The following is a 21,898-nucleotide window of genomic DNA, read 5'->3' on the forward strand; positions in this document are numbered from 1 at the left end:
CTCCTCACGGTTCGCAGCTGACGGCTGGGGTTCTGAGCGGCAAGGTCATCTTGCAGCAAGGGTAGTAGCCACCCTTGTCGGTATCGGACTGCCTGTAGAAGCAGAGCCCGACATCGACCGTATCGCCAGGGTAATGGCCGGTGATGCCGATCGTGTATGGCGCGCCGGGCGCATGCGACAGAGGTGAAGTCACCCCAACGCCAGGGGTCCTGGACAGAGCCCTGATCGAATCGCCGCCAAAGCCGGCATGGTCATGGAGATAGAGATCGGCCTCGAGGCCGGAGGGCGTGCAGAAATACCTGACATCCTCGACATCGAGGCAAGGAGGCAGATTGCCGGGGGGCGGAAAGTCCGGCGGATAGAACGGTGGCAGATAGCCGCCAGGCACCTGCTCGTAATAGCCGGCACGGCCTTCGCAGGGGCGCCAGACCTCGACGTCGCCGACATGGCCTTCGACTTCCGGGTCTTCGAAATAATTGTCGAAGTCGACGAACCACGAGCCGAAAGGCGGCATGTTGGCCGGCTTGGCCAGTGCCGTCGGCGTGATTTGCACGCCGTGCACGGCGAGCGGCCCGCCGGCTGCGAGTTGTTCGGCAAGCTCCGGGTTGTCGCGTAACTTGTCGCCGGTATCGACCAGCGTGTCGGTGCAGACGCCGGTATCGAGATTGCCTTCGGCATCGTAGCCATATTGCAGGTCGAGGCCGCCGGCTGACTGTCGGTTGTCTTGCGGGAAGCCGACCGCATATTCCTGCGGCACTTCCACCCAGGCCGATTCCGTCGCCGGATCGTCCGGATTTTCGCGCCAATAGCGGATGACCTCACCCTTGCCGGAATCGGCGAACTGGCTGTAGTCGTAGCGGTTCTCCACCGGGCCGCGCTGGGCCAGGTACATGAAGCCCTCGTTGTCGAAGGCGATGTCGGTGACCGCGTAATCCTTGTCGGCCTTGACCGTCAGTTCCCAGCGCGGGTCGCCGGCGAAACTGCCGTCGCCGGCAACGCCCACCGACCAGATCTCCGCCTTATCACCGACCGAATAGTAGAGCCGGCTGCCACGATAGGCGACCGACCAGACGCGGCGCTCGTCCTGCGTGTAGCCCCAGCTGTCGGGGTCCTCGCTGTCGAAGGCAGCACCCTGGATGTCAATCACCGAGCCGTCGTCGGCAAGGGCGGCAAGCCCGTGCGCCGGGCGGCCGGCTATACCGTGGTCGAACGCGTCGAGCAGCGCGCCATTGGCGTCGATGCGGTGGATGAGGCCGGTGTCGAGATCGCTGGCGAAGAACTGGCGGTGGATATTGTCGAAAGTGACGTCGCCGATGCCGGGACCGCTATTGGCGTCGATATCGGCGAATTTCGAGACGGCGCCGGTGATGCCGTCGATTTTCCAGATCGTTCCGGGGCCGCCGCCGTTTTCGGTGCCGAACTGGCCGTCCATGAAGACCGCGTCAGCCGTGCCGCGGCGCTGCCGCTCCGGCCGGCCGTCGGCGTCGCCGTCTGGCGTGACTATGCGGATGCCGTGCAGCGACGTGGCGCCGGCATAGAGGTTTGGAATGGCCGATGGAACGCCGTCGCGCACGCCGTCGTCGTAGGTGATGCCGAACACCTGGCCGATTTGCCCGGCCGTGACCTCGAACGGTGGCGGGGTGAAGACCAATTGGCCAGACGCCGGCCCGCCCAGCCTTGAGACGTCGAAGATGCGCAAGGTCGCGCGCGCCGTGTCGATGAAGGTTTCGTCGACGGGATCGACGCCCGGCGGCAGGCCTTCCTCGAAATTGGGAATGATGGTGCCGGAGAATCCGGTCATTGCCATCGAGCCGGGATAGATGATCCGGGTTTCCTGAGCCTGGGCCGAGCCACCGAGCCAGAGCCCAGTGGCGAGCGCCAAGATCGACAATCCGGTGGCAGCCTGGATGGCGCGGCGCAAACGGCCGGCACGAGAGCGCACGAACGCGCCGTGGTCGCAAGACATGGATCTCCCCCCACAGGTCATGGGAGAAACATCCGGTCCCGGCGCGCAAATCAGGGCAAGGCGCGGCGTTCCGGCACGTTCATCCCTGATCGAATTGTCTGCTTTCCTCAACGTCACGATACGCCTGCGTCCGCGCAGGGTCAACGGAACCAGCGAAAAGCCCAGCGCATCGACCCGGTCCCGAAGGCGATAGTCGCGCTGAGCTCCTGCTGTTCCCGGAGACCATGGAGCCTCTGGATCTGTGGTCATGGGGCTTTCCTTTCCGGGGCCGCACCACGCGGCACCTGAGCGTCAGTCGCGAGGTGAGGCGGAAAGGTTCATGGGCCGGGCCGGGCCGGGCTGGATCACGGCCGGAAAATACGGGCGTGCCGGTCCCGAATCCGATCAACCGCGATGAATGGTGAACGCCTTGCGCAGAATGCTTGCGCGCCACGCAGCCTGTTCTTATATACGCGCCAAGCCGTCCAGCGCCGAATGCCGGTTGCCGGAGCGGAATTTCTTGTGAACAGGGGCTTTCGTCGGAACGCCTGTACGGGTCCTGAGAGCCTGCTTAGCGGAGAGATTAGAGAAATGGCAAAAGTAATCGGTATCGATCTGGGAACAACCAACTCCTGTGTGGCCATCATGGACGGCAAGGAATCCAAGGTCATCGAGAATGCGGAAGGCGCGCGCACGACTCCTTCCATCGTCGCCATCAACAGCGACGGCGAGCGCCTTGTCGGCCAGCCGGCCAAGCGCCAGGCGGTCACCAATCCTGAGAACACCATTTTCGCGGTCAAGCGCCTGATCGGCCGCCGCTACGACGATCCGGTGACGGAGAAGGACAAGAAGCTTGTCCCCTACAAGATCGTCAAGGGCGACAATGGCGACGCCTGGGTCGAGGCCGGCGGCAAGAAGCAGTCGCCTAGCCAGATCTCGGCGATGATCCTGCAGAAGATGAAGGAAACGGCGGAGGCCTATCTCGGCGAGAAGGTCGAGAAGGCGGTCATCACCGTTCCGGCCTATTTCAATGACGCCCAGCGCCAGGCGACCAAGGATGCCGGCAAGATCGCCGGCCTCGAAGTGCTGCGCATCATCAACGAGCCAACGGCGGCAGCGCTTGCCTATGGACTGGACAAGAAGGAAGGCAAGACGATTGCCGTCTATGACCTTGGCGGCGGCACGTTCGATATTTCGGTGCTCGAAATCGGCGACGGCGTGTTCGAGGTGAAGTCGACCAATGGCGACACCTTCCTCGGCGGCGAGGATTTCGACATGCGTCTGGTCGAATATCTGGCGGCCGAGTTCAAGAAGGAACAGGGCATCGACCTGCGGAACGACAAGCTCGCCCTTCAGCGCCTCAAGGAAGCGGCTGAAAAGGCCAAGATCGAGCTGTCGTCCACCACGCAGACCGAGATCAACCTGCCCTTCATCACCGCCGATGCCACCGGCCCCAAGCACCTGACGCTGAAGCTGACGCGGGCGAAGTTCGAGAGCCTGGTCGAGGATCTCGTCCAGCGCACGATCGATCCTTGCAAGGCGGCGCTCAAGGATGCCGGCCTGAAGGCCGGCGAAATCGACGAAGTCGTCCTGGTCGGCGGCATGACCCGTATGCCCAAGATCCAGGAGATCGTGAAGCAGTTCTTCGGCAAGGAGCCGCACAAGGGCGTCAACCCGGATGAGGTCGTCGCGTTGGGCGCCGCTATCCAGGCCGGCGTGCTGCAGGGCGACGTCAAGGACGTGCTGCTGCTCGACGTGACGCCGTTGTCGCTCGGCATCGAGACGCTGGGCGGCGTGTTCACGCGGCTGATCGAACGCAACACGACGATTCCGACAAAGAAGAGCCAGGTGTTCTCCACGGCCGAGGATTCGCAGTCGGCGGTGACCATCCGCGTCTTCCAGGGCGAGCGTGAAATGGCCGCCGACAACAAGGCGCTCGGCCAGTTCGATCTGGTCGGCATCCCACCTGCGCCGCGCGGCGTGCCGCAGATCGAGGTCACCTTCGACATCGACGCCAACGGCATCGTCAACGTCTCGGCCAAGGACAAGGGCACCGGCAAGGAGCACCAGATCCGCATCCAGGCGTCCGGCGGCCTTTCGGACGCCGACATCGAGAAGATGGTCAAGGACGCCGAGGCCAATGCCGAAGCCGACAAGAAGCGGCGCGCGCTGGTCGAGGCCCGCAACCAGGCCGAGGCGCTGGTGCATTCCTCGGAGAAATCTCTGAAGGAATACGGCGAGAAGGTTTCCGAGGCCGACCGCACGGCGATCGCCGATGCGATCGCGGCGCTGAAGACCGCTGCCGAAGGCGACGATGTGACCGAGATCGAGGCCAAGACGCAGACGCTCGCCGAAGTCTCGATGAAGCTCGGCCAGGCCATGTACGAGGCTTCGCAGAAGGAAGCCGCCGAGGCCGACGCCAAGGCTGATGCCGCCAAGGACAGTGACGTCGTCGATGCCGACTTCGAGGAAATCGACGAAGACGACGAGAAGAAGAAGTCGGCCTGAACCGCCTGACGGTACAGGTAAGGGAAAAAGCCCGGCGCACAGCCGGGCTTTTTTGCAACCCTTTGCCGGAAAAACGCTGAGCTGCCCGAAAAAATGCGGACAAAGCCTCGTAGACACTGGCATCGCGGCTCCATCACACCTAAATCGGAACAGCGTGCCGGCAAACGACGCAACGATGCTTCAAGACGTTGACTATCCGGACTGCGGGAAAACATGAAAGCTGATTTTTACGAAACGCTAGGCGTGCAAAAGGGCGCCGACGAGAAGGAGCTCAAGAGCGCTTTTCGCAAGCTCGCCATGCAGTTCCATCCCGACCGCAACCCAGGCGACCATGCCTGCGAGCACAAGTTCAAGGAAATCAACGAAGCCTACGAGACACTGAAGGACCCGCAGAAGCGCGCCGCCTATGATCGCTTCGGCCACGCCGCCTTCGAGCACGGCGGTATGAATGGCGGGGCGCAAGGCTTTGGCGCCGGCGGCTTCGCCGACATTTTCGAAGACATTTTCGGCGACATGATGGGCGGGCGCCAGCGCCGCTCGTCCGGCGGACGCGAGCGCGGCGCCGACCTGCGCTACAATATGGAAATTACGCTGGAAGAGGCATTTTCCGGCAAGACCGCGCAGATTCGGGTGCCAGCCTCGATTTCCTGCTCGGAATGCTCGGGCAGCGGCGCCAAGCCTGGCACCCAGCCCGTCACCTGCTCGATGTGCAACGGCCACGGCAAGGTGCGCGCCACGCAAGGCTTCTTCTCGATCGAGCGCACCTGCCCGCAATGCCAGGGGCGCGGCCAGACCATCAAGGATCCGTGCCCGAAATGCGCCGGCCAAGGCCGTGTCACCGAGGAGCGCTCGCTGTCGGTAAACATCCCTGCCGGCATCGAGGATGGCACCCGCATCCGGCTGGCCAATGAGGGCGAGGCTGGCCTGCGCGGCGGCCCGTCGGGCGATCTCTACATCTTCCTCGCGGTCAAGCCGCACGAATTCTTCCAGCGCGACGGGGCCGATCTTTATTGCAAGGTGCCGATCTCGATGACGACAGCAGCGCTTGGCGGCTCGTTCGAGGTGACGACACTGGACGGTACCCAGACGAAGGTGAAGGTGCCGGAAGGCACCCAGAACGGTCGCCAGTTCCGCCTCAAGGGCAAGGGCATGCCTGTGCTGCGCCAGCCTAATATCGGCGACCTCTACATCCAGACCGTGGTTGAGACGCCGCAGAACCTTTCGCGCCGTCAGCGCGAATTGCTGGAGGAATTCGAGCAGCTTTCCTCAAAGGACAATTCGCCTCAGTCGAGCGGATTTTTCGCCCGCATGAAAGACTTTTTCGAAACGTTCGGCGAGCACTGAAGCTGATCCCTGGAAAACGCTTCCCGAGCGTCATCAACACCTTATCCGGGGATTCGCCTTGTCTTGCACCTCGTAACTGTTAAGTAGCATGCGAGGGAGCGTTGAGGAGGACTTTCAATGACGCGTAGTCCCGGACTGCGAAAGACGCTGGCGGAAAAGTTCGACGACGAGCTGAAGTTCTTCAAGGGCTGGATCGACAAGCCGAAGGCGGTCGGTTCGATCGTCCCGACCAGTTCCATCACCGCAGGCAAGATGGCCTCGATCGTCGATCCGACATCCGGCCTGCCGGTGCTCGAGGTCGGGCCCGGTACAGGCGTCATCACACGCGCCATCCTCGCCCAGGGCATTAAGCCTGAGAATCTCTACGCGGTCGAATATTCCACTGATTTCGTGCGCCATCTGCGCCAGCTTTATCCAGGCGTCAACGTCATCGAGGGCGACGCCTTCAATCTCGACGCGACGCTTGGCGACAAGCGCGACCTGATCTTCGATTCCGTGATATCGGGCGTGCCGCTGCTCAATTTCCCTGTCGCCCAGCGCATCGCCTATGTCGAGAGCCTGCTCGACCGTATCCCGGCGGGCCGGCCGATCGTGCAGCTGACTTACGGGCCGCTGTCGCCGATCCCGCCGGGCCGCGGCGACTATACGGTCGAGCATTTCCATTTCGTCATCCGCAACATTCCGCCGACGCAGCTTTGGATCTACCGACGCGGGGCCGCATGAATTGAAGCGTTGGGTTTGAATAGCACTTGTCTTATACCCATCGGGTGACAAGGCAGACCCATGGCTGTGATCCCGAAAATTCTCGTCGTCGCCGGTTCGGTGCGCAGCGGCGCCTATAGCGGCAGGACCGCCGACGTGGCACAGAAGGAACTTGCCATGCAGGGCGCCGAGGTGACCCGCATCTCGCTCGCCGACTATCCGCTGCCGATCCTCGACCAGGATTTGGAAAAGGAAGAAGGCATTCCCGACAATGCTTTCAAGCTCGGCCGGATGATCGCCGCCCATGACGGGCTGCTGATCGCGACGCCCGAATATAACGGCTCCATTCCACCGTTGCTCAAGAACAGCATCGACTGGGTGAGCCAGCTGCGCAAGGATGGCGGCCGGACGTTCAGGCCGCTTGCCGGCAAGGTCGCCGGCCTCTGCTCGTCTTCCAACGGACCCTTCGGCGGGATACGCTGCATCAACCATCTGCGCGCCGTTCTGGTACGCTGCCGGATGGAGGTGGTGACACCGGAATGCTCGGTGCCGGAGGGCGGCAACGCCTTCGACGACGAGGGCAAGTTCCGGGACGAGAGACTACGCCAATCGATGGAGCACCTATGCCGAACGCTGATCGAAACCTCGCGCATGCTGTCGACGCGGATCGAGGCATGATCCCGGACGCCGCGCATGCCGACACGATGCAGGAAAGGCTGATCGTCGGCCTCGACCTGCCGACGCTGAAGGAAGCCGAGAAAGCGGTGCGCGAGCTCGACGGGATCGTCTCCTTCTACAAGATCGGTTACCAGCTCGCCTTTGCCGGCGGGCTCGACTTCGCCCGCGAGCTGGCCAGCGGCGGCACCAGGATCTTTCTCGACATGAAGCTGCTCGACATCGACAACACGGTGGCCAAGGGGGTCGAAAACATCGCCAGGATGGGCATGAGCATGCTGACCATCCATGCCTATCCGAAGACGATGAAGGCGGCGGTCGAGGCTGCCAGGGGCAGCGACCTTTGCCTGCTCGGGGTCACCGTGCTGACCTCGATGGACGAGCAGGACGTGATCGACGCCGGCTATGAATATGATCCGCATACACTGGTGCTGAGGCGCTCCGAGCAGGCGCTGCATGCCGGCATGGGCGGCATCGTCTGCTCGGCCGAGGAAGCTGAGGCGGTGCGCCGCATCGTCGGCCCCGCCCTGGCGGTTGTGACGCCGGGAATCCGGCCGAAGGGCAGCGACCATGGCGACCAGAAACGCGTGGTGACGCCGGCGCAGGCGATCCGCAACGGCTCCAGCCACCTCGTCGTCGGCCGGCCGATCGTCGGTGCGGCCGACAGGCGGGCGGCAGCGGAAGCGATCCTCGATGAAATGCGCTCGGCCTGAGGACCAATTCCGAAACTTGCTCCGGCGGCCGTCTGACGGCGTTTTCTCCGCTTCCGGTGCTCACGTACTTTAAGTGCGCTCCGCTCCGGTTCTCGAAAACACCCCCAGCCATCTCACCGGAGCGACTTTCAAAATCGGTCCGCGCACGGCCAAAACCAGGAGAAATACCATGCCCAAGGGATACTGGATCGCTCGCGTCGACGTGCGCGATGCGGAAGGCTACAAGGACTATGTCGCAGCTGCCAAACCGGCCTTCGACCGCTTCGGCGCCAAGTTCCTGGCGCGCGGCGGCGCGCATGAGAAAGCCGAGGGGCCGGGCCGCGACCGCAACGTGATCATCGAGTTTCCGTCGCTTGCGGCGGCGCATGACTGCTACCACTCGCCCGAATACCAGCGCGCCGTCGCGATCCGCCAGAAGGTGGCCGAGGGCGAAATCGTGCTGGTCGAGGGGATTTAGGCGAGAAGCCGGTTCGCCGCTGCCTCCGCCATCGCATCGGCGAGGCTCAAGCCCCATTGCTGGCGACAGTAATCGCGGAAATCGAAGCAGGGCAGGCCGGGGCAGACCTCGAACTCGATGAGGTGGACGCTGTCGTCGGCTTCGACCCGGAAATCGATGGAAAACACATCCCGCAGGCCAAGCCCGACCATCAGGCGTTCGGCGATGCGACGGATTCTTGCGTCGGCTTCAGGCTGGCTGCCGGCGACCGGCAGCAGCACCGGCTCGGTATATTTTCCCGCAGCTTTCGCCGCTGCGCCGGTATCGCCGTAAAGCGCCAGGCTGTCCTGCATGGTCTGGAAATCGCCGCCCGAATCGACAAAGGCGATGCCCAGCGCCTCGACGCCGGTATCCGGCCTCAATCCGAGAAAACTGGCGCGCGCGTTGCGGCCGGCGACATAGGGCTGGACGATGACATCGTCGCCATAGGCGGCGAAGACGCGCCGGCTAAGCTCCAGCGCGTGGCCGAGATCGTGGCAGTGCGAATCCGGCCAGATGCCGATCTTGGCGCCGAGCCGGTTCGGCTTGACGAACCAGCCGGCGGGCGAGGCCGGTGGCGCGACCAGCCAGGCGCCGTCACGGGCAAGGCCCGCCTGCGGCACCGGCAGGCCAAGCGCGCCGAGCACGGCGCCGGACCGGAACTTGTCCTGACAGAGCGCGAACAGCGCATCGTCGGCGCCGATCGTCTTGAGGCCATTCAGCCGTGCCAGAGCCGGTGCGGCGCCGCCGCGGAAATAGGCGACGCCGTCGGTCAGCGTCCAGACAAGCGTGGTGTTCGGGTCCTCGCCGGCGAGAACGCTTGCGGCGTCGTCGAGCGTCACCGGCGCAAACGACAGGCCGCGCTTTTGGCAAGCGGCGGCAAGTGCGTCGAATTCAGCAGCGATGTCGGTCGATTGCGCCAGATAGGAGGCGATTTCGGCGGCACGCTCCGGCACGTGGTTATCGGCGACCAGCCGATCGAAGCAAGCCTTTTCCGGCTCGTAGACAAGGATCAGCTTGGGCTCGCGGCTTGACATGATCGAAACGATTTCCCGGCAGCACGATTGCCTAAAGCAATTCCAGGAAAAGTGTGAAACGGTTTTCCGTCCGGAATTGCGTCAAAACAATGAGATAGAGCGCTTCAGCGTTCCCGCGAAACGATGAAGCGTTCAAGCATCGCACGGCGAGCGCATTCGGCTTTCGCGGAACCGACGTCAGCTGGACGCCTGCACGACAGTGCTAGATATGGGTCTAGCCAATCAGCACGCGCGGCTCGAAGCGACCATTGACTGGAATGTCGAGCATAAATGTCATGCCGGCTTGCGGGTCGAGCAGGCGCTGCTTCTCGCTCTTGCCCGACCAGGCGGAGGTGACCGCCAGCCGGTCGGCGTTCCTGCCGACGAAAGCTGGACAGGACGGTTGCGTCGCCGGCATCGCCACCGAACGGACAAGCTTGCCGTCGGGTCCATAGGCTTCGACGACGCTGCCGCCCCAGCAGGCGTTCCACAATATGCCGTCACGGTCGAGCACCGAACCATCGATATAGCCCTTGGCCGAACGGTGGTCGACGAAGACCTTCGGTTCGCCAACCGGCAGTCCGGTCACCGGATCGCAGCCGACGCGCATCAACAGCCCGGTGCTGGTGTCGGTGTAATAGGCGATCGTCCCATCCTCGGAAAAGCAGATCGAATTGGGCACCGTGACGTCGGCATAGAGCCGGCGCAGCTCGCCCTTGAAGAACCAGTAGATCGAACCGGCACCCTTCTCCTCGCCCTTGCCCATGGTGCCGACCCACAGCGCGCCGCAAGGGTGAACGCGTGAATCGTTCGAGCGGGTGACCGTATTGTCGGCCTCGATCGGCGTGTGCAGCGTCAGCTTGCCGGTCGCGACGTCGCGGACATGCAGACCGGTCTCGGTGGCGATCAGCTGGCGTTGGTCGTCGATGATGCAGATGGCGCTGGCCATCTGACCGAGCTCGTGGATTTTGACGGCACCGCCCGACAGGCGCTGTTCGAGGAGCTGGCCGTTGACGATGTCGAACCAGTAGAGCGTGTCGGTGGCAGGGTCATAGCTTGGTCCCTCGCCGAGTTGGCAGACATGGTCGGAAAAAACCGAAACAATGGTCTCGCTCATTATGCCACTCCAAACGCCGCGTCCCAGGCCTGAACTGCGGCTTTCGCTCGCGCTGCCACTTCGTCGACGCTCGTGCCCGGCTTGAACAGGCTGGAGCCAAGACCGAAGACGCTGACGCCGGCTGCCTTGTAGCCGGCAAAATCCTTATCTGAAACGCCGCCGACCGCGCCGACCAGCACACTGGCAGGCAGCACCGCGCGCATCGCCGAAATGCCTGCCGCGCCAAGCACGCTCGCCGGGAAGAATTTCAATGCCGAGGCGCCAAGCCGGATTGCTTGAAATGCCTCGGTCGGCGTGAACACGCCGGGCATCGTTACCATGCCGTAGTGCATGGCCCGGCCCATGACCTCGGCATCGATATTGGGGCTGACCAGGAGCCGCCCGCCGGCCTTGTGCAGGCCGTCGACATCGGCGGCGCTGAGCACCGTGCCGGCACCGACCAAGGCTGTTGGAGGAAGCGCTCCGACAATGCTGGCGATGGAGGCGTAAGGATCGGGCGAGTTGAGCGGCACCTCGATCGCTTCGATACCGGCGCCGAAGATCGCCTGGCCGATCGCCACCGCCTCGCTTGGCTTGAGGCCACGCAGGATGGCGACCAGACCCCGCTCGAGCTTTGGAAAAGGTGCGGTTTCGGTCATGCGGCAACTCCATTTCCAGCGATCATGCCATTTTCGCGCGCGGCTTCAGCAAGACCGGCACGCACCGCCTCGTCGGCGTCGACCACCCTGACCGCGAGCCCGGCAAGGCCGAGCGCCTCGGCATAGAGCTTGCCGAGTGCGCCCGACGCGATCAGCACGACGGGCACGGCCCCATAACGGCGATTTGCCGAAGCGATCTCGCCGCCGATCAGCAGGCCGGACAGGCACGCGGCGGCATCCTCGGGCTTCAGATCCTGCAGCAGGCTGGCGGCGCGGATCGAGAACAGTCTTGAACCGATGTCACCGCCTTCGGCCAACGCCTTCAGGCACCACTCCCGGAAAAATGGATTTTCGGCGGCAACCGGCTTCGGCGGCTCGCCCAGCGAATGGCGCAGGATCGAGTGCGCGGCCAGCACCGAAAACAGCTCGCCGGTCGGCCAGGTGCCGAAACCGGCAACAGAGCCGTCCTCGACCAGCACCCATTTGGAATGGGTGCCAGGCATGCAGACGAGATGGCGTCCCTTTGCCGGCAAACCGGCGCCGGCAAGCTGCGTCTCCTCGCCGCGCATGACATCCGGGGCGTCGGCCAGACGCTGGGCAAGGCCAGGCACGATGCGGATGTCGCGGCGCTGGCCGGGGATGCGGGCAGCGCCGGCGAGAATAGCGCCGATCGGCGCCGGCACGCTGACATAGGGCGCCTCCAGCCAGCCCTGGCGCGAACCGGCCATGCCGCAAATGATGACCGGCAGCGCCTCGGCTGCGCCCAGGGCAGCCAGATGCCCTTCGAGAATGGACGAAAATCCTTTAGCCTGGGCGGTGATCAGCCCGTCATCGCCGCGCCGCTCGGCGAGAACCTTGCCGGCGCCGTCGAGCAGCCAGACCCTCATACGGGTGGTGCCCCAGTCGACGGCCGCGACGGAAGCTGCCTTGCTCGATGAGATCACAGGAACCCCCCATCGACGATCAGCATCTGCGCGGTCAGCATGCGTGAGGCATCCGACGCCAGGAACAGCACAGTGCCGACAATGTCTTCCGGCTGCATCACCTCTTTGATGCACTGTTTGGCGACATGAGCGGCGAGCGCTTCTTCGGTGACCCAGAGCTTTCTCTGCCGCTCGGTGATTACCCAGCCGGGCGCGATCGCGTTGACACGGATGCCGTCGACGCCGAGCTTGCCGGCAAGACCCTTTGTGAGGCCGACGATGCCGGCCTTGGCGGCGGTGTAGGCCGGCATATCGGGATGGTTGATGAGAAACGAGGTCGAGGTGAAGTTGATGATCGAGCCGCCGCCGGCCCGCTTCATGCCCGGCGCCACCGCCTGTGCGCTGAAGAAATGCGGGCGCAGGTTGATGGCATGATTGTTGTCCCAGAACTCCACCGTGACGTCTTCCACGGCATGACGGTCATCCTGCGCGGCATTGTTGACCAGCACGGTCACGTCGCCATGCGCCTCTGCAGCTTTGGCCGCCGATAGCCGCAACGCCTCGATGTCGCGTATGTCGGTCTTGAGATAAAGCGGCCGCCGGCCCAGCTCCTTCTCTAACCGATCGGCCAGCGCCACACTCGGACGGTCCGCGATATCGATGAAGGCGACCTTTGCCCCCTGGCGGATAAATCCCTCGGTCAAGGCGGCGCCAATGCCGGAGCCGCCGCCGGTGATGAGCACCGAAGCGCCTTCGAGGTCGGCAAAGCGCGCCGATGGCATCATGAATTCTCTCCCGGTCCAATAATCGCAGTCGGCCGGCGCGCATCCTATCCAGCCGTGTCGGGTGGGCAAGGGCGAAAGAGTGGATTGTCAGGACTTACGTCCGACAAAAGGCCGCACGGGCCGCCGATCGATCAGCTGCCCAGCCGGACGCGGTACAATTCGACGGCGGCTCCGCTGGTCCCGGCAACCGGCTCAAGCCATTCCGGCACGCTGCCGCGCATCAGCCCGGCAAGAAAGCCTGCCGGCGCCTCGGCTGCGAGGAGCTTGCTTTCGGCGCTGCCGGGGCACAGCGCGACGAGGCCGACGTGATGATCCGCCAGGATGGTCCTGGCATCCGCATCGGACCCAAGGAAGGCATCGAGCGCCAGCAGGTTGCCGGCGACGTTGCGATGATAGGGCCCGGCGAAGACGTGATGTCCGGAATAGGCCAGGATCGGCGATCCGAGATTGGAAATTGCCAGTATGGTGGTGCCTGGCAGGCGGCCAAGCGCCGCAAAGGAGGCCATGCGCTGGCAAGCGACATCGGCGCCGTCGCCATTATCGGCGGCGGTACTGCTGTCCTCGAAGGCGACCGAGGTTGCCGCGGCAGCCCCAGTCCAGACGGCATTCACCGAAACCAGCCAGACGGCGGCCATGCGCAGCGCCACGCTGCGCGACGGGCTGACCTCGGCCCGTTGACGCCATTTGGCAATCCAGGCGGCAAGCGGGACGACAGCGAAGGCGATCGAGAATGTCGAACCGCGCACCTGCCAAGCACTGACGATGAAGGCCACGACAAGCAGCGCGCCGACAAGGCTGTCCTGCCGCCGCCAGCCGCCACGGCCAAGGCGAAGCGCCATCAGCACGAGCGCGATGAGCGGCGTGGCATAGCGCGCCACCACCCCGGCCGGATCTTCAGCGACCAGCTTGAACAGCGATTGCGCCTCGTCGATGTGATCAAGCCATAGCTCCTTGAGGCGCGGATCGAGGTTGGCGTAGGGCGCTGCCAGGCATTGTGGGAACAAAAGGACGACGAGAGCGGCCAATATCAGGGCAAGCAGGCCAAGCGAGGCGAACCGCCGTTGGCGCGTGCGGCCGGCGGGCTCGATCGACGCTATCGCCGCAAGGCCGGTTCCGGCAATCGCTGCGACGACCAACTGCACGGCCGAGAAGGCGTCGCATTGCGCCTGACCCCAGGCGGACCACGGGATGGTGACGACAAAGACGAGGGCGGAGACGCCGGCAAAGCCGAGGCCGAAATCCCTGGCAATCGACCTCTCGCCATCGGCGTCGAGGGCAAACAGCGTGGCGACTGAGGCGCCGATGGTGGCGACATAAGGCGCGGTTTCCATGCCGACGGCCAGCATCAATCCGGCGCACAGGCCGGAGAGCAATGCCGCCGGCCTGCGCCTTGGCGCTTCAAGCAACAGGCTCAGGCTGGCCATGCTCAGCATCAGCTGGACATTGTGGTGATCGAGCGCGCCAGGCGAAAAAATGCCGAGGAAATACAGTGCGGCAGCGCCGATCACGACAGCGGGCAGCACGGCGCTGTCACCGGCAAAGCTGCGCGCGGCGCGAGCCGTGAAAAATACGGTCAGGCAGAAGAGCAGCGCCGGCCACAGCACTTGCGCAACATTCTCGGCAAAGGCCGCGCTGCCGGTCAGGGCCGATACGGCGATGATGATGGCGGCGATCGGCGCATCGACCAGCCGCGACCAATGCATGACGAAACCGCCTTCCAGGCCCATCCTGTACTGGTGGAGATCGAACCAGCTTTGGCCGGCCAGCATGTCGCGAACTTCGACGAGGCGCAGCAGATTGTCGTTGTCGCCGCCGGCATTGGTCAGTGCCGGGAAGCCGGCAAAGGCATTGACGGCAAGCGCCAGCAGCGTGGCAAGCAGCGCCAGCGCGATATCGGACCTCCAAATGGAGGCGCCATCGTCGGCTGTGCTCATATCAGGACCTTTGGAAGGAATACGGTGCGGTTTAAACCTAGCCTTAACAGCTTCAATAAATAGTAAAGCCGCCCGAGCGAGGCCGGCGCTTGAGTGGTCAGGGGCCTCACAGGGCATCCGGAGACGAAAATGCCACAAGAAGTGCGCCATGAGCCGAGCATCGCCGTGCTCCTGCCTTGCTACAATGAAGAGCTGACGATCGGCGAAGTGGTGCGGCGCTTTCGCGAAACGCTGCCTGCCGCCGCGATCTATGTCTACGACAACAATTCGCGCGACCTGACGGCGCTCCGAGCCCGCGCCGCCGGCGCCATCGTGGTGCGCGAGCCGCGCCAGGGCAAAGGCAATGTCGTGCGCCGCATGTTCGCCGACATCGAGGCCGACATCTACCTGATGGCCGACGGCGACGGCACCTATGCGCCGGAGGACGCGCCACAACTGATCAACACGCTGCTGACCGAGCGCTCCGACATGGTGGTGGGCACCAGGCGCGGCGTCGTCAACGACGCCGGCAGGACAGGCCACGCCTTCGGCAACCGCATCTTCAACAGCCTCTACAAACGTTTGTTCGGCTCGGACTTTACCGATATCTTCTCGGGTTACCGCGCCTTCACCAGGCGCTTCGTCAAGAGTTTTCCCGCCGTTTCCGGCGGTTTCGAGATCGAGACCGAAATGTCGGTGCACGCCTCGCAGCTCAAATTGCCGGTCAGCGAGATCGGACTCGACTATGGCCGCCGGCCGGAAGGCTCCTCGTCGAAGCTGTCGACCTTTCGCGACGGCGCGAAGATCCTGTGGATGTTCGCCATGCTGATGAAGGAGACGCAGCCGCTGCGTTTCTTCGGCGCTTTTTCGGTGTTCTTCCTGGCATCAAGCCTGTTTCTGATGGCGCCGGTGCTGATCGAGTTCGCCGAAACCGGGCTTGTGCCGCGCATGCCGACGTGGGTGCTGTCGGTCGGGCTGCTGCTGCTGTCGATGCTGGCGGCGGTGACCGGGGTAATCCTCGATTCGGTGTCGCGCGGCCGGGCCGAGCAGAAGCGCATCTTCTATCTGTCGATGCCTTCCGGCCGCGTCGAACGCGAACGCGCAAGTGCGCTCGCGACTTTGAAGACCGGACCGCGCAAGACCCCGCGGGCGGCTTAGAGCCCTAAATGGGACGCCTCGCCCGCTTCATTGTCGCCGGCGGCATCGGCTTCGTCGCCGACGCGGCGGCGCTTTGGCTGGTGTTGGCGATAGCGCCGCTTGGCCCCTTCGCGGCTCGCATCATCTCGATCGGTTTTGCCCTGTCCGTCACCTGGCTGATCAACCGCCATCTGACCTTCTCGCCTTCCAGCCGCGGCGTCGCGCAAGAGGGCGCCCGCTATGGCGGCGTCGGCATTGCCACCAGCGTCGTCAATTATCTCGTCTATTGCGCCATGCTGTTCGCACTGCCGATGGTGTCGCCGCTCATAGCCCTTGCGGTCGCCTCGCTGGTCGCCATGGCACTGTCCTTCCTCGGCTATTCCAAGCTGGTCTTCGACCGCTGAGAACTATCGCGTCGAGGTCTGCGCCAAGCGAAGCGCAGCCTCATCGTGACCTTGGCCGATTGGCAGAAGCCGCCGATTTCCTTATATCGCTGTCGTCGATGCATCGGCCCGAAAATCGGAATCGATTTTCGGAAAGCACGATGCATGGATTCAAAAAATGTTGGAGCGTACTTTGTGCGTCCAAGTGGATCGCTCCAAGTGCGCCGGAGAGCTGCCATGCCCCTGAAAGTCGCCGTCCAGATGGACCACATCTCCACCGTGTCGGTAGCCGGCGACACGTCGTTTGCGCTGTCGCTGGAGGCGCAGCGGCGCGGCCACCAGTTGTTCCACTACACGCCCGACCGGCTGTCGCTGCGCGACGGCAAGGTGTTTGCCCGTATCGAGGCGATGCAGGTTCGCGACGAGAAGGGCAATCATTATTCGCTGGGCGAAGAAGTCCGCACCGATCTTTCGGAGATGGACGTCATCCTTTTGCGGCAGGATCCACCCTTCGACATGAATTACATCACCACCACGCATATCCTCGAGCGCATCCATCCGAAGACCCTCGTGGTCAACGACCCTGCCTGGGTGCGCAACAGCCCGGAAAAGATCTTCGTCACTGAATTTCCCGACCTGATGCCGGACACGCTGATCACCAAGGACCCGCTCGAGGTCGCAGCCTTCCGCAAGGAGTTCGGCGATATCATCGTCAAACCGCTCTACGGCAATGGCGGCGCCGGCATCTTCCACCTGCACGAGGCCGACCGCAACCTCGCCTCGCTGCTCGAAATGTTCGGCCAGTTGTTCCGCGAACCCTACATCGTGCAGCGCTACCTCAAGGAGGTGCGGGCTGGCGACAAGCGCATCATCCTGATTGACGGCGAGCCTGTCGGCGCCATCAACCGCGTGCCGGCCGAGCACGATTCGCGCTCCAACATGCATGTCGGCGGCCGCGCCGAAAAAACCGAATTGACGGAACGCGAACGCGAGATCTGCGCCCGCATCGGTCCCGCGCTGAAGGAGCGCGGCTTCATCCTCGTCGGCATCGACGTCATCGGCGACTACATGACCGAGATCAACGTGACCTCACCGACCGGCATACGCGAAGTGCAGCGCTTCGGCGGCGCCGACATCGCCAGCCTGTTCTGGGATGCCGTCGAGGAGAAGCGCAACTAGCCTCGCTTCGCGAGCGGCCGCGTTGCAAACCATTGCAGCCGTTGCGCTCAGCTGTTCCCCAAATGTTCTTGCCTTCGCCGGAAATCTGTGGTTGTCTCGGGTGACGCCTTCGCGGCATGATCGCAAAGGCTTGGGGCAAAAGCCTGCATCCGGGGTGAAGACATGGTGGCGCGGGTTCGCACGGTTGCTTTCCAGGGCATCGAGGCCGTGCCGGTCGACGTGCAGGTGATGATCGCGCCGGGCAAGGTCAACATGCACATCGTCGGGCTGGCCGACAAGGCTGTAGCCGAAAGCCGCGAGCGGGTGCAGGCAGCACTTCATGCATCCGGCCTGTCGATGCCGTCGAAGAAGGTCACCGTCAATCTGGCGCCGGCCGACCTGCCCAAGGAAGGCAGCCATTACGATCTGCCGATCGCCCTCGGTCTGATGGCGGCGCTCGGCGCCATTCCGGGCGACATGCTGGCCGGCTATGTCGTGCTTGGCGAATTGTCGCTCGACGGCACCATCGCCGCGGTGGCTGGCGCGCTGCCGGCGGCGATCGGTGCCAACGCCGAAGGCAAGGGCTTGATCTGCCCGTTCGCCTGCGGGCCGGAAGCGGCCTGGGCCGGCAAGGATTTCGACATACTGGCGCCGCGCAGCCTGATCGCCATCGCCAATCATTTTCGCGGCACGCAGGTTCTGTCGCGGCCGGAAGCCGGCATCCATGCCTCGGCGCGCGACCTGCCCGACCTTGCCGACATCAAGGGCCAGGAGACCGCCAAGCGGGCGCTGGAGGTGGCGGCGGCCGGCGGCCACAATCTTCTGATGGTCGGACCGCCGGGGTCGGGAAAGTCGATGCTGGCGCAGCGGCTGCCGTCGATCCTGCCGCCGCTGGCACCCAGGGAATTGCTCGAAGTCTCGATGATCGCCTCGGTGGCCGGAGAACTCGGCGAAGGAAAACTCACAGACCGGCGGCCGTTCCGCGCGCCGCACCATTCGGCCTCGATGGCGGCGATGGTCGGCGGCGGCCTGCGCGTGCGGCCGGGCGAGGCCTCGCTTGCCCATCACGGCGTGCTGTTCCTCGACGAGTTTCCCGAATTCTCGCCGCAGGCGCTCGATGCGTTGCGCCAGCCGCTCGAGACCGGCGACTGCATGATCGCCCGGGCCAATCATCGCGTCACCTACCCGGCGCGTATCCAGCTGGTCGCGGCGATGAACCCGTGCCGCTGCGGCATGGCCGGCGAGCCTGGCTATCGCTGCCTGCGCGGCGACCGCTGCCGCACCGACTACCAGGCGCGCATTTCCGGCCCGCTGCTCGATCGCATCGATCTCAGGATCGAGGTGCCGGCGGTCTCGGCCAGCGATCTGATCCGGCCGGACCGGGCGGAGAAAAGTGCCGCCGTCGCACTACGTGTTGCCCGCGCCCGTACGATCCAGCGAGAGCGCTTCGAGCGGCTCGGCGCGACCTCCGCCACCACCAACGCGCATTGCTCGCCGTCAGTCATCGAGGAGATCGCCATGCCCGACGCCGCCGGCCTGTCGCTGCTGAGGGATGCCAGCGAAAAGCTCGGCTTTTCCGCACGAGCTTATCACCGCGTCTTGAAGGTGGCGCGGACCCTGGCCGATCTCGAGACCAGCGAGACGGTCGGCCGCATCCATCTGGCCGAAGCGATTTCCTACCGCATGAGCTCGGAACGGATGGCACAGGCGGCGTGACGTTCCCCTCCCCCTTGAGGGGAGGGTGGCCGCGAAGCGGCCGGGTGGGGTCGCCGGTGAGACGCTCGGCCTGTCGCATTTCGAAACCGACCGAGGTGCGGAGCGTTGCGATGCTCCTCCTAAGGCGCACCGTCAGAATTGGGTTGGCGCACTGCGTTGGCGACCCCACCCGGCCCTTCGGGCCACCCTCCCCTCAAGGGGGAGGGGGACGCCGGCGCTTACCCTTGGCCGGCGTGCATCGTGCTTTCGGTTCAGCCGTTATCCCGCGCCTTCAGCTCCAGCCGCCGTGCGTGCAGCACCGGCTCGGTGTAGCCGTTGGGTTGCACGCGCCCCTTGAAGACCAGGTCGCAGGCGGCGAGGAAGGCGATGGACTTGTCGAAATCCGGCGCCATCGGCCGGTAGAGCGGATCGCCTTGGTTCTGGCGGTCGACGATCGCCGCCATGCGTTTCATCGTCTCCATGACCTGCTCGGGCGTGCAGACGCGGTGATGGAGCCAGTTGGCGATGTGCTGCGAGGAGATGCGCAGCGTGGCGCGGTCCTCCATCAGACCGACGTCGTTTATGTCAGGCACTTTCGAACAGCCGACGCCCTGGTCGATCCAGCGCACGACATAGCCCAGAATGCCTTGCGCATTGTTGTCGAGTTCCTTCTGGATGTCTTCTGGCGACCAGTTCGGCCGCACAGCGACCGGCACCGACAAGATGTCGTCGAGTTTTGCCTTGGGCCGGCTCTTCAGCGCCGCTTGCACGGCATGGACGTCGACCTTGTGATAATGGGTGGCGTGCAGCGTCGCCGCCGTCGGCGACGGCACCCAGGCGGTGTTGGCGCCGGCCTTGGGATGCGCGATTTTCTCGGCCAGCATCGCCGCCATAAGGTCGGGCATCGCCCACATGCCTTTGCCTATCTGGGCGTGGCCGGCCAACCCACATTCCAGCCCGATGTCGACGTTCCAGGCTTCGTAGGCGGCGATCCAGGCGGCCTGCTTCATGTCGCCCTTGCGGATCATCGGGCCGGCTTCCATCGAGGTGTGGATCTCGTCGCCGGTGCGATCGAGGAAGCCGGTGTTGATGAAGACGACGCGTTCTTTCGCGGCGCGGATCGCCTCCTTGAGGTTGACGGTGGTGCGCCGCTCCTCGTCCATGATGCCCATCTTGATGGTGTTTTTGGGCACGCCGAGCAGCGCCTCGACGCGGTCGAAAATCTCGACGGCGAAGGCAACTTCGTCGGGCCCGTGCATCTTGGGCTTTACGATGTACATCGAGCCGGCGCGAGAATTGGCGCGGCGCCCGTTCACGCCGATGTCATGCAGCGCGATCAGCGCCGTCAGCGCCGCATCCATGATGCCTTCCGGCACCTCGTTGCCGTCGCGGTCCGATATCGCCGGATTGGTCATAAGGTGGCCGACATTCCTGACCAGCATCAGCGAGCGGCCGGGCAAGGTCAGCGTGCCGCCATCGGGCGCGGTATAGGTGCGGTCGGGGTTGAGCCTGCGGACAAAGCTCTTGCCGGCCTTGGTGATCTCCTCCGCCAAGTCGCCCTTCATCAGGCCGAGCCAATTGCGGTAGACCAGCACCTTGTCCTGCGCATCCACTGCGGCGATCGAATCCTCGCAGTCCTGGATGGTGGTCAGTGCCGATTCCAGCACGACATCGGCAATGCCGGCCGGATCGGTGCGGCCGATCTGGTTGTTGCGGTCGATGACGATTTCGATGTGCAGGCCGTTCTTGGTGAGCAGCACGGCTTCGGGGTCGGCGGCATCGCCGCGATAGCCGGCAAACTGTCTGAGGTCGGCAAGCGTGGTGGCGCCGGCACCCTCGCCGAGCCGCAACATGCCGTTGGCGACCGAAAGCCCGTTGACGCCGGCCCATTTGCCTGTGGTGAGCGGCACCGCCTCGTCGAAGAAGCTTTTCACCCAGGCGACGACCTTGGCACCGCGCGCCGGATTGAATTTGTTGCCTCGCTCGGCGCCGGCCGTCTCCGGGATAGCGTCGGTGCCGTAGAGCGCATCGTACAGCGAGCCCCAGCGCGCATTGGCGGCGTTCAGCGCATAACGCGCGTTCATCACCGGCACCACCAGCTGCGGCCCGGCAACCGAAGCGATTTCCGGGTCGACATTTTCGGTGGTCACGCTGAACGCCGGCCCCTCGGGCAGGAGATAGCCGATCTCGCGGAGGAACGTCTTGTAGGCCTCCATGTCGACGGGCGCGCCATTGTCGCGATACCAGCGGTCGAGCTTGTCCTGCATGGCATCACGCTTTTCGAGCAGCGCCCGATTTTTTGGCGAGAGATCATGGACGATCGCCGAAAAACCGTTCCAGAATGCCTCCGCCTCGATGCCGGTGCCCGGCATCGCTTCGTTCACGACGAAATCATGAAGCTCGCGGGCAATCCGCAATCCGGCGATCTCGACGCGATCGGTCATCAGGGCTTCTCCAGACGAAAGGCTAGGCCGGGCCTTTGGCATGTCACGGTGGCAGGGTCAATTCAGCTCAGGGTGAAGGTAGGGCGTTTTCGCTGCCGATCTCCCCCTTGAGGGCCCCTTGTGGGGGAGATGGCCGGCAGGCCAGAGGGGGTCGCCTCGCGTGGAAGTGCAACCTCTTCTTTGCACCAAATCGCGTCGCGCTTCATGCGAGGCGACCCCCTCGGTCGCCTTCGGCGACATCTCCCCCTCAAGGGCAGGGCTATCGCATATGAGTGATGGCATTGATGAGATAGTCGTCGTTCCAGGCGCATTTCTTGATGCGATGGC

At 64.2% G+C, this 21,898-nt stretch carries 18 protein-coding genes; 10 read left to right on the plus strand and 8 right to left on the minus strand.

Going from position 1 to position 21,898, the window contains the following annotated elements; all coding sequences use genetic code 11:
• Positions 1–4 precede the first annotated feature (4 nt).
• Complete coding sequence (locus tag NKJ55_RS09190) at positions 5–1,966, minus strand: hypothetical protein (protein WP_352449615.1); 1,962 nt, start codon at positions 1,964–1,966, stop codon at positions 5–7.
• A gap of 570 nt (positions 1,967–2,536) precedes the next feature.
• Between NKJ55_RS09190 and dnaK the strand changes: the two genes are divergently transcribed.
• The 6 genes from dnaK to NKJ55_RS09220 all read left to right on the plus strand — a co-directional run bounded on the left by dnaK (position 2,537) and on the right by NKJ55_RS09220 (position 8,344).
• On the plus strand, positions 2,537–4,453 hold the full coding sequence (dnaK, locus tag NKJ55_RS09195; RefSeq protein ID WP_023679851.1) for a molecular chaperone DnaK: 1,917 nt from the start codon (positions 2,537–2,539) through the stop codon (positions 4,451–4,453).
• Positions 4,454–4,666: 213 nt separating this feature from the next.
• Positions 4,667–5,797 (plus strand): molecular chaperone DnaJ, encoded by a 1,131-nt coding sequence (gene dnaJ / locus NKJ55_RS09200; protein ID WP_023679852.1) that lies wholly within the window; start codon positions 4,667–4,669, stop codon positions 5,795–5,797.
• 117 nt (positions 5,798–5,914) lie between these two features.
• A complete protein-coding gene (gene pmtA, locus NKJ55_RS09205) occupies positions 5,915–6,520 on the plus strand; it encodes a phospholipid N-methyltransferase PmtA (RefSeq protein WP_023679853.1) in 606 nt (201 codons plus the stop codon).
• A 60-nt stretch (positions 6,521–6,580) separates the two neighbouring features.
• The gene (locus tag NKJ55_RS09210) at positions 6,581–7,177 is read left to right on the plus strand and encodes an NADPH-dependent FMN reductase (RefSeq protein WP_352449616.1); all 597 of its coding nucleotides are present in this window, start codon (positions 6,581–6,583) and stop codon (positions 7,175–7,177) included.
• A complete protein-coding gene (gene pyrF / locus NKJ55_RS09215) occupies positions 7,174–7,887 on the plus strand; it encodes an orotidine-5'-phosphate decarboxylase (RefSeq protein ID WP_352449617.1) in 714 nt (237 codons plus the stop codon). The genes NKJ55_RS09210 and pyrF overlap by 4 nt, the downstream gene beginning before the upstream one ends.
• Before the next feature lie 169 nt (positions 7,888–8,056).
• Positions 8,057–8,344 (plus strand): DUF1330 domain-containing protein, encoded by a 288-nt coding sequence (locus tag NKJ55_RS09220; RefSeq protein ID WP_023679856.1) that lies wholly within the window; start codon positions 8,057–8,059, stop codon positions 8,342–8,344.
• On the opposite strand, the gene NKJ55_RS09225 is transcribed toward NKJ55_RS09220, so the two are convergent.
• The 6 genes from NKJ55_RS09225 to NKJ55_RS09250 all read right to left on the minus strand — a co-directional run bounded on the left by NKJ55_RS09225 (position 8,341) and on the right by NKJ55_RS09250 (position 14,775).
• The gene (locus NKJ55_RS09225; protein ID WP_352449618.1) at positions 8,341–9,399 is read right to left on the minus strand and encodes a D-alanine--D-alanine ligase family protein; all 1,059 of its coding nucleotides are present in this window, start codon (positions 9,397–9,399) and stop codon (positions 8,341–8,343) included. The two genes, NKJ55_RS09220 and NKJ55_RS09225, sit on opposite strands and share 4 nt — an antisense overlap.
• Before the next feature lie 214 nt (positions 9,400–9,613).
• On the minus strand, positions 9,614–10,495 hold the full coding sequence (locus NKJ55_RS09230; protein ID WP_352449619.1) for an SMP-30/gluconolactonase/LRE family protein: 882 nt from the start codon (positions 10,493–10,495) through the stop codon (positions 9,614–9,616).
• Positions 10,495–11,133, minus strand: coding sequence for a 2-dehydro-3-deoxy-6-phosphogalactonate aldolase (locus NKJ55_RS09235; RefSeq protein ID WP_352449620.1), 639 nt, complete (start codon positions 11,131–11,133; stop codon positions 10,495–10,497). The genes NKJ55_RS09230 and NKJ55_RS09235 overlap by 1 nt, the downstream gene beginning before the upstream one ends.
• On the minus strand, positions 11,130–12,074 hold the full coding sequence (locus NKJ55_RS09240) for a 2-dehydro-3-deoxygalactonokinase (RefSeq protein ID WP_502901467.1): 945 nt from the start codon (positions 12,072–12,074) through the stop codon (positions 11,130–11,132). The genes NKJ55_RS09235 and NKJ55_RS09240 overlap by 4 nt, the downstream gene beginning before the upstream one ends.
• Complete coding sequence (locus tag NKJ55_RS09245) at positions 12,074–12,841, minus strand: SDR family NAD(P)-dependent oxidoreductase (protein WP_352449622.1); 768 nt, start codon at positions 12,839–12,841, stop codon at positions 12,074–12,076. The genes NKJ55_RS09240 and NKJ55_RS09245 overlap by 1 nt, the downstream gene beginning before the upstream one ends.
• 131 nt (positions 12,842–12,972) lie before the next feature.
• Positions 12,973–14,775: a GtrA family protein gene (locus tag NKJ55_RS09250; RefSeq protein WP_352449623.1), complete on the minus strand. Its 1,803-nt coding sequence runs from the start codon at positions 14,773–14,775 to the stop codon at positions 12,973–12,975.
• A gap of 129 nt (positions 14,776–14,904) precedes the next feature.
• Here NKJ55_RS09250 and NKJ55_RS09255 point away from each other — a divergent pair, with 129 nt between their 5' ends.
• From NKJ55_RS09255 to NKJ55_RS09270, 4 genes are all read left to right on the plus strand, one after another.
• Positions 14,905–15,912, plus strand: a complete 1,008-nt coding sequence (locus NKJ55_RS09255) for a glycosyltransferase (protein ID WP_352449624.1) — start codon at positions 14,905–14,907, stop codon at positions 15,910–15,912.
• 8 nt (positions 15,913–15,920) lie between these two features.
• A complete protein-coding gene (locus NKJ55_RS09260; protein WP_352449625.1) occupies positions 15,921–16,295 on the plus strand; it encodes a GtrA family protein in 375 nt (124 codons plus the stop codon).
• A 216-nt stretch (positions 16,296–16,511) separates the two neighbouring features.
• Positions 16,512–17,453, plus strand: a complete 942-nt coding sequence (gshB, locus tag NKJ55_RS09265) for a glutathione synthase (protein WP_352449626.1) — start codon at positions 16,512–16,514, stop codon at positions 17,451–17,453.
• Between the two features lie 162 nt (positions 17,454–17,615).
• On the plus strand, positions 17,616–19,148 hold the full coding sequence (locus NKJ55_RS09270) for a YifB family Mg chelatase-like AAA ATPase (protein ID WP_352449627.1): 1,533 nt from the start codon (positions 17,616–17,618) through the stop codon (positions 19,146–19,148).
• 251 nt (positions 19,149–19,399) lie between these two features.
• Here the strand turns inward: NKJ55_RS09270 and NKJ55_RS09275 are convergent, their stop codons facing one another.
• Positions 19,400–21,571, minus strand: a complete 2,172-nt coding sequence (locus NKJ55_RS09275; RefSeq protein WP_352449628.1) for a malate synthase G — start codon at positions 21,569–21,571, stop codon at positions 19,400–19,402.
• Positions 21,572–21,898 lie beyond the last annotated feature (327 nt).

It is taken from the genome of Mesorhizobium sp. M0106 (genome assembly GCF_040322715.1).
GTDB lineage: Bacteria > Pseudomonadota > Alphaproteobacteria > Rhizobiales > Rhizobiaceae > Mesorhizobium.

Bases quoted from the DNA above. Each gene is read 5' to 3' on its own strand.
- NKJ55_RS09190 (WP_352449615.1), bottom strand. From the start codon at position 1,966: ATGTCTTGCGACCACGGCGCGTTCGTGCGCTCTCGTGCCGGCCGTTTG.
- dnaK (WP_023679851.1), top strand. From the start codon at position 2,537: ATGGCAAAAGTAATCGGTATCGATCTGGGAACAACCAACTCCTGTGTG.
- dnaJ (WP_023679852.1), top strand. From the start codon at position 4,667: ATGAAAGCTGATTTTTACGAAACGCTAGGCGTGCAAAAGGGCGCCGAC.
- pmtA (WP_023679853.1), top strand. From the start codon at position 5,915: ATGACGCGTAGTCCCGGACTGCGAAAGACGCTGGCGGAAAAGTTCGAC.
- NKJ55_RS09210 (WP_352449616.1), top strand. From the start codon at position 6,581: ATGGCTGTGATCCCGAAAATTCTCGTCGTCGCCGGTTCGGTGCGCAGC.
- pyrF (WP_352449617.1), top strand. From the start codon at position 7,174: ATGATCCCGGACGCCGCGCATGCCGACACGATGCAGGAAAGGCTGATC.
- NKJ55_RS09220 (WP_023679856.1), top strand. From the start codon at position 8,057: ATGCCCAAGGGATACTGGATCGCTCGCGTCGACGTGCGCGATGCGGAA.
- NKJ55_RS09225 (WP_352449618.1), bottom strand. From the start codon at position 9,399: ATGTCAAGCCGCGAGCCCAAGCTGATCCTTGTCTACGAGCCGGAAAAG.
- NKJ55_RS09230 (WP_352449619.1), bottom strand. From the start codon at position 10,495: ATGAGCGAGACCATTGTTTCGGTTTTTTCCGACCATGTCTGCCAACTC.
- NKJ55_RS09235 (WP_352449620.1), bottom strand. From the start codon at position 11,133: ATGACCGAAACCGCACCTTTTCCAAAGCTCGAGCGGGGTCTGGTCGCC.
- NKJ55_RS09245 (WP_352449622.1), bottom strand. From the start codon at position 12,841: ATGATGCCATCGGCGCGCTTTGCCGACCTCGAAGGCGCTTCGGTGCTC.
- NKJ55_RS09250 (WP_352449623.1), bottom strand. From the start codon at position 14,775: ATGAGCACAGCCGACGATGGCGCCTCCATTTGGAGGTCCGATATCGCG.
- NKJ55_RS09255 (WP_352449624.1), top strand. From the start codon at position 14,905: ATGCCACAAGAAGTGCGCCATGAGCCGAGCATCGCCGTGCTCCTGCCT.
- NKJ55_RS09260 (WP_352449625.1), top strand. From the start codon at position 15,921: ATGGGACGCCTCGCCCGCTTCATTGTCGCCGGCGGCATCGGCTTCGTC.
- gshB (WP_352449626.1), top strand. From the start codon at position 16,512: ATGCCCCTGAAAGTCGCCGTCCAGATGGACCACATCTCCACCGTGTCG.
- NKJ55_RS09270 (WP_352449627.1), top strand. From the start codon at position 17,616: ATGGTGGCGCGGGTTCGCACGGTTGCTTTCCAGGGCATCGAGGCCGTG.
- NKJ55_RS09275 (WP_352449628.1), bottom strand. From the start codon at position 21,571: ATGACCGATCGCGTCGAGATCGCCGGATTGCGGATTGCCCGCGAGCTT.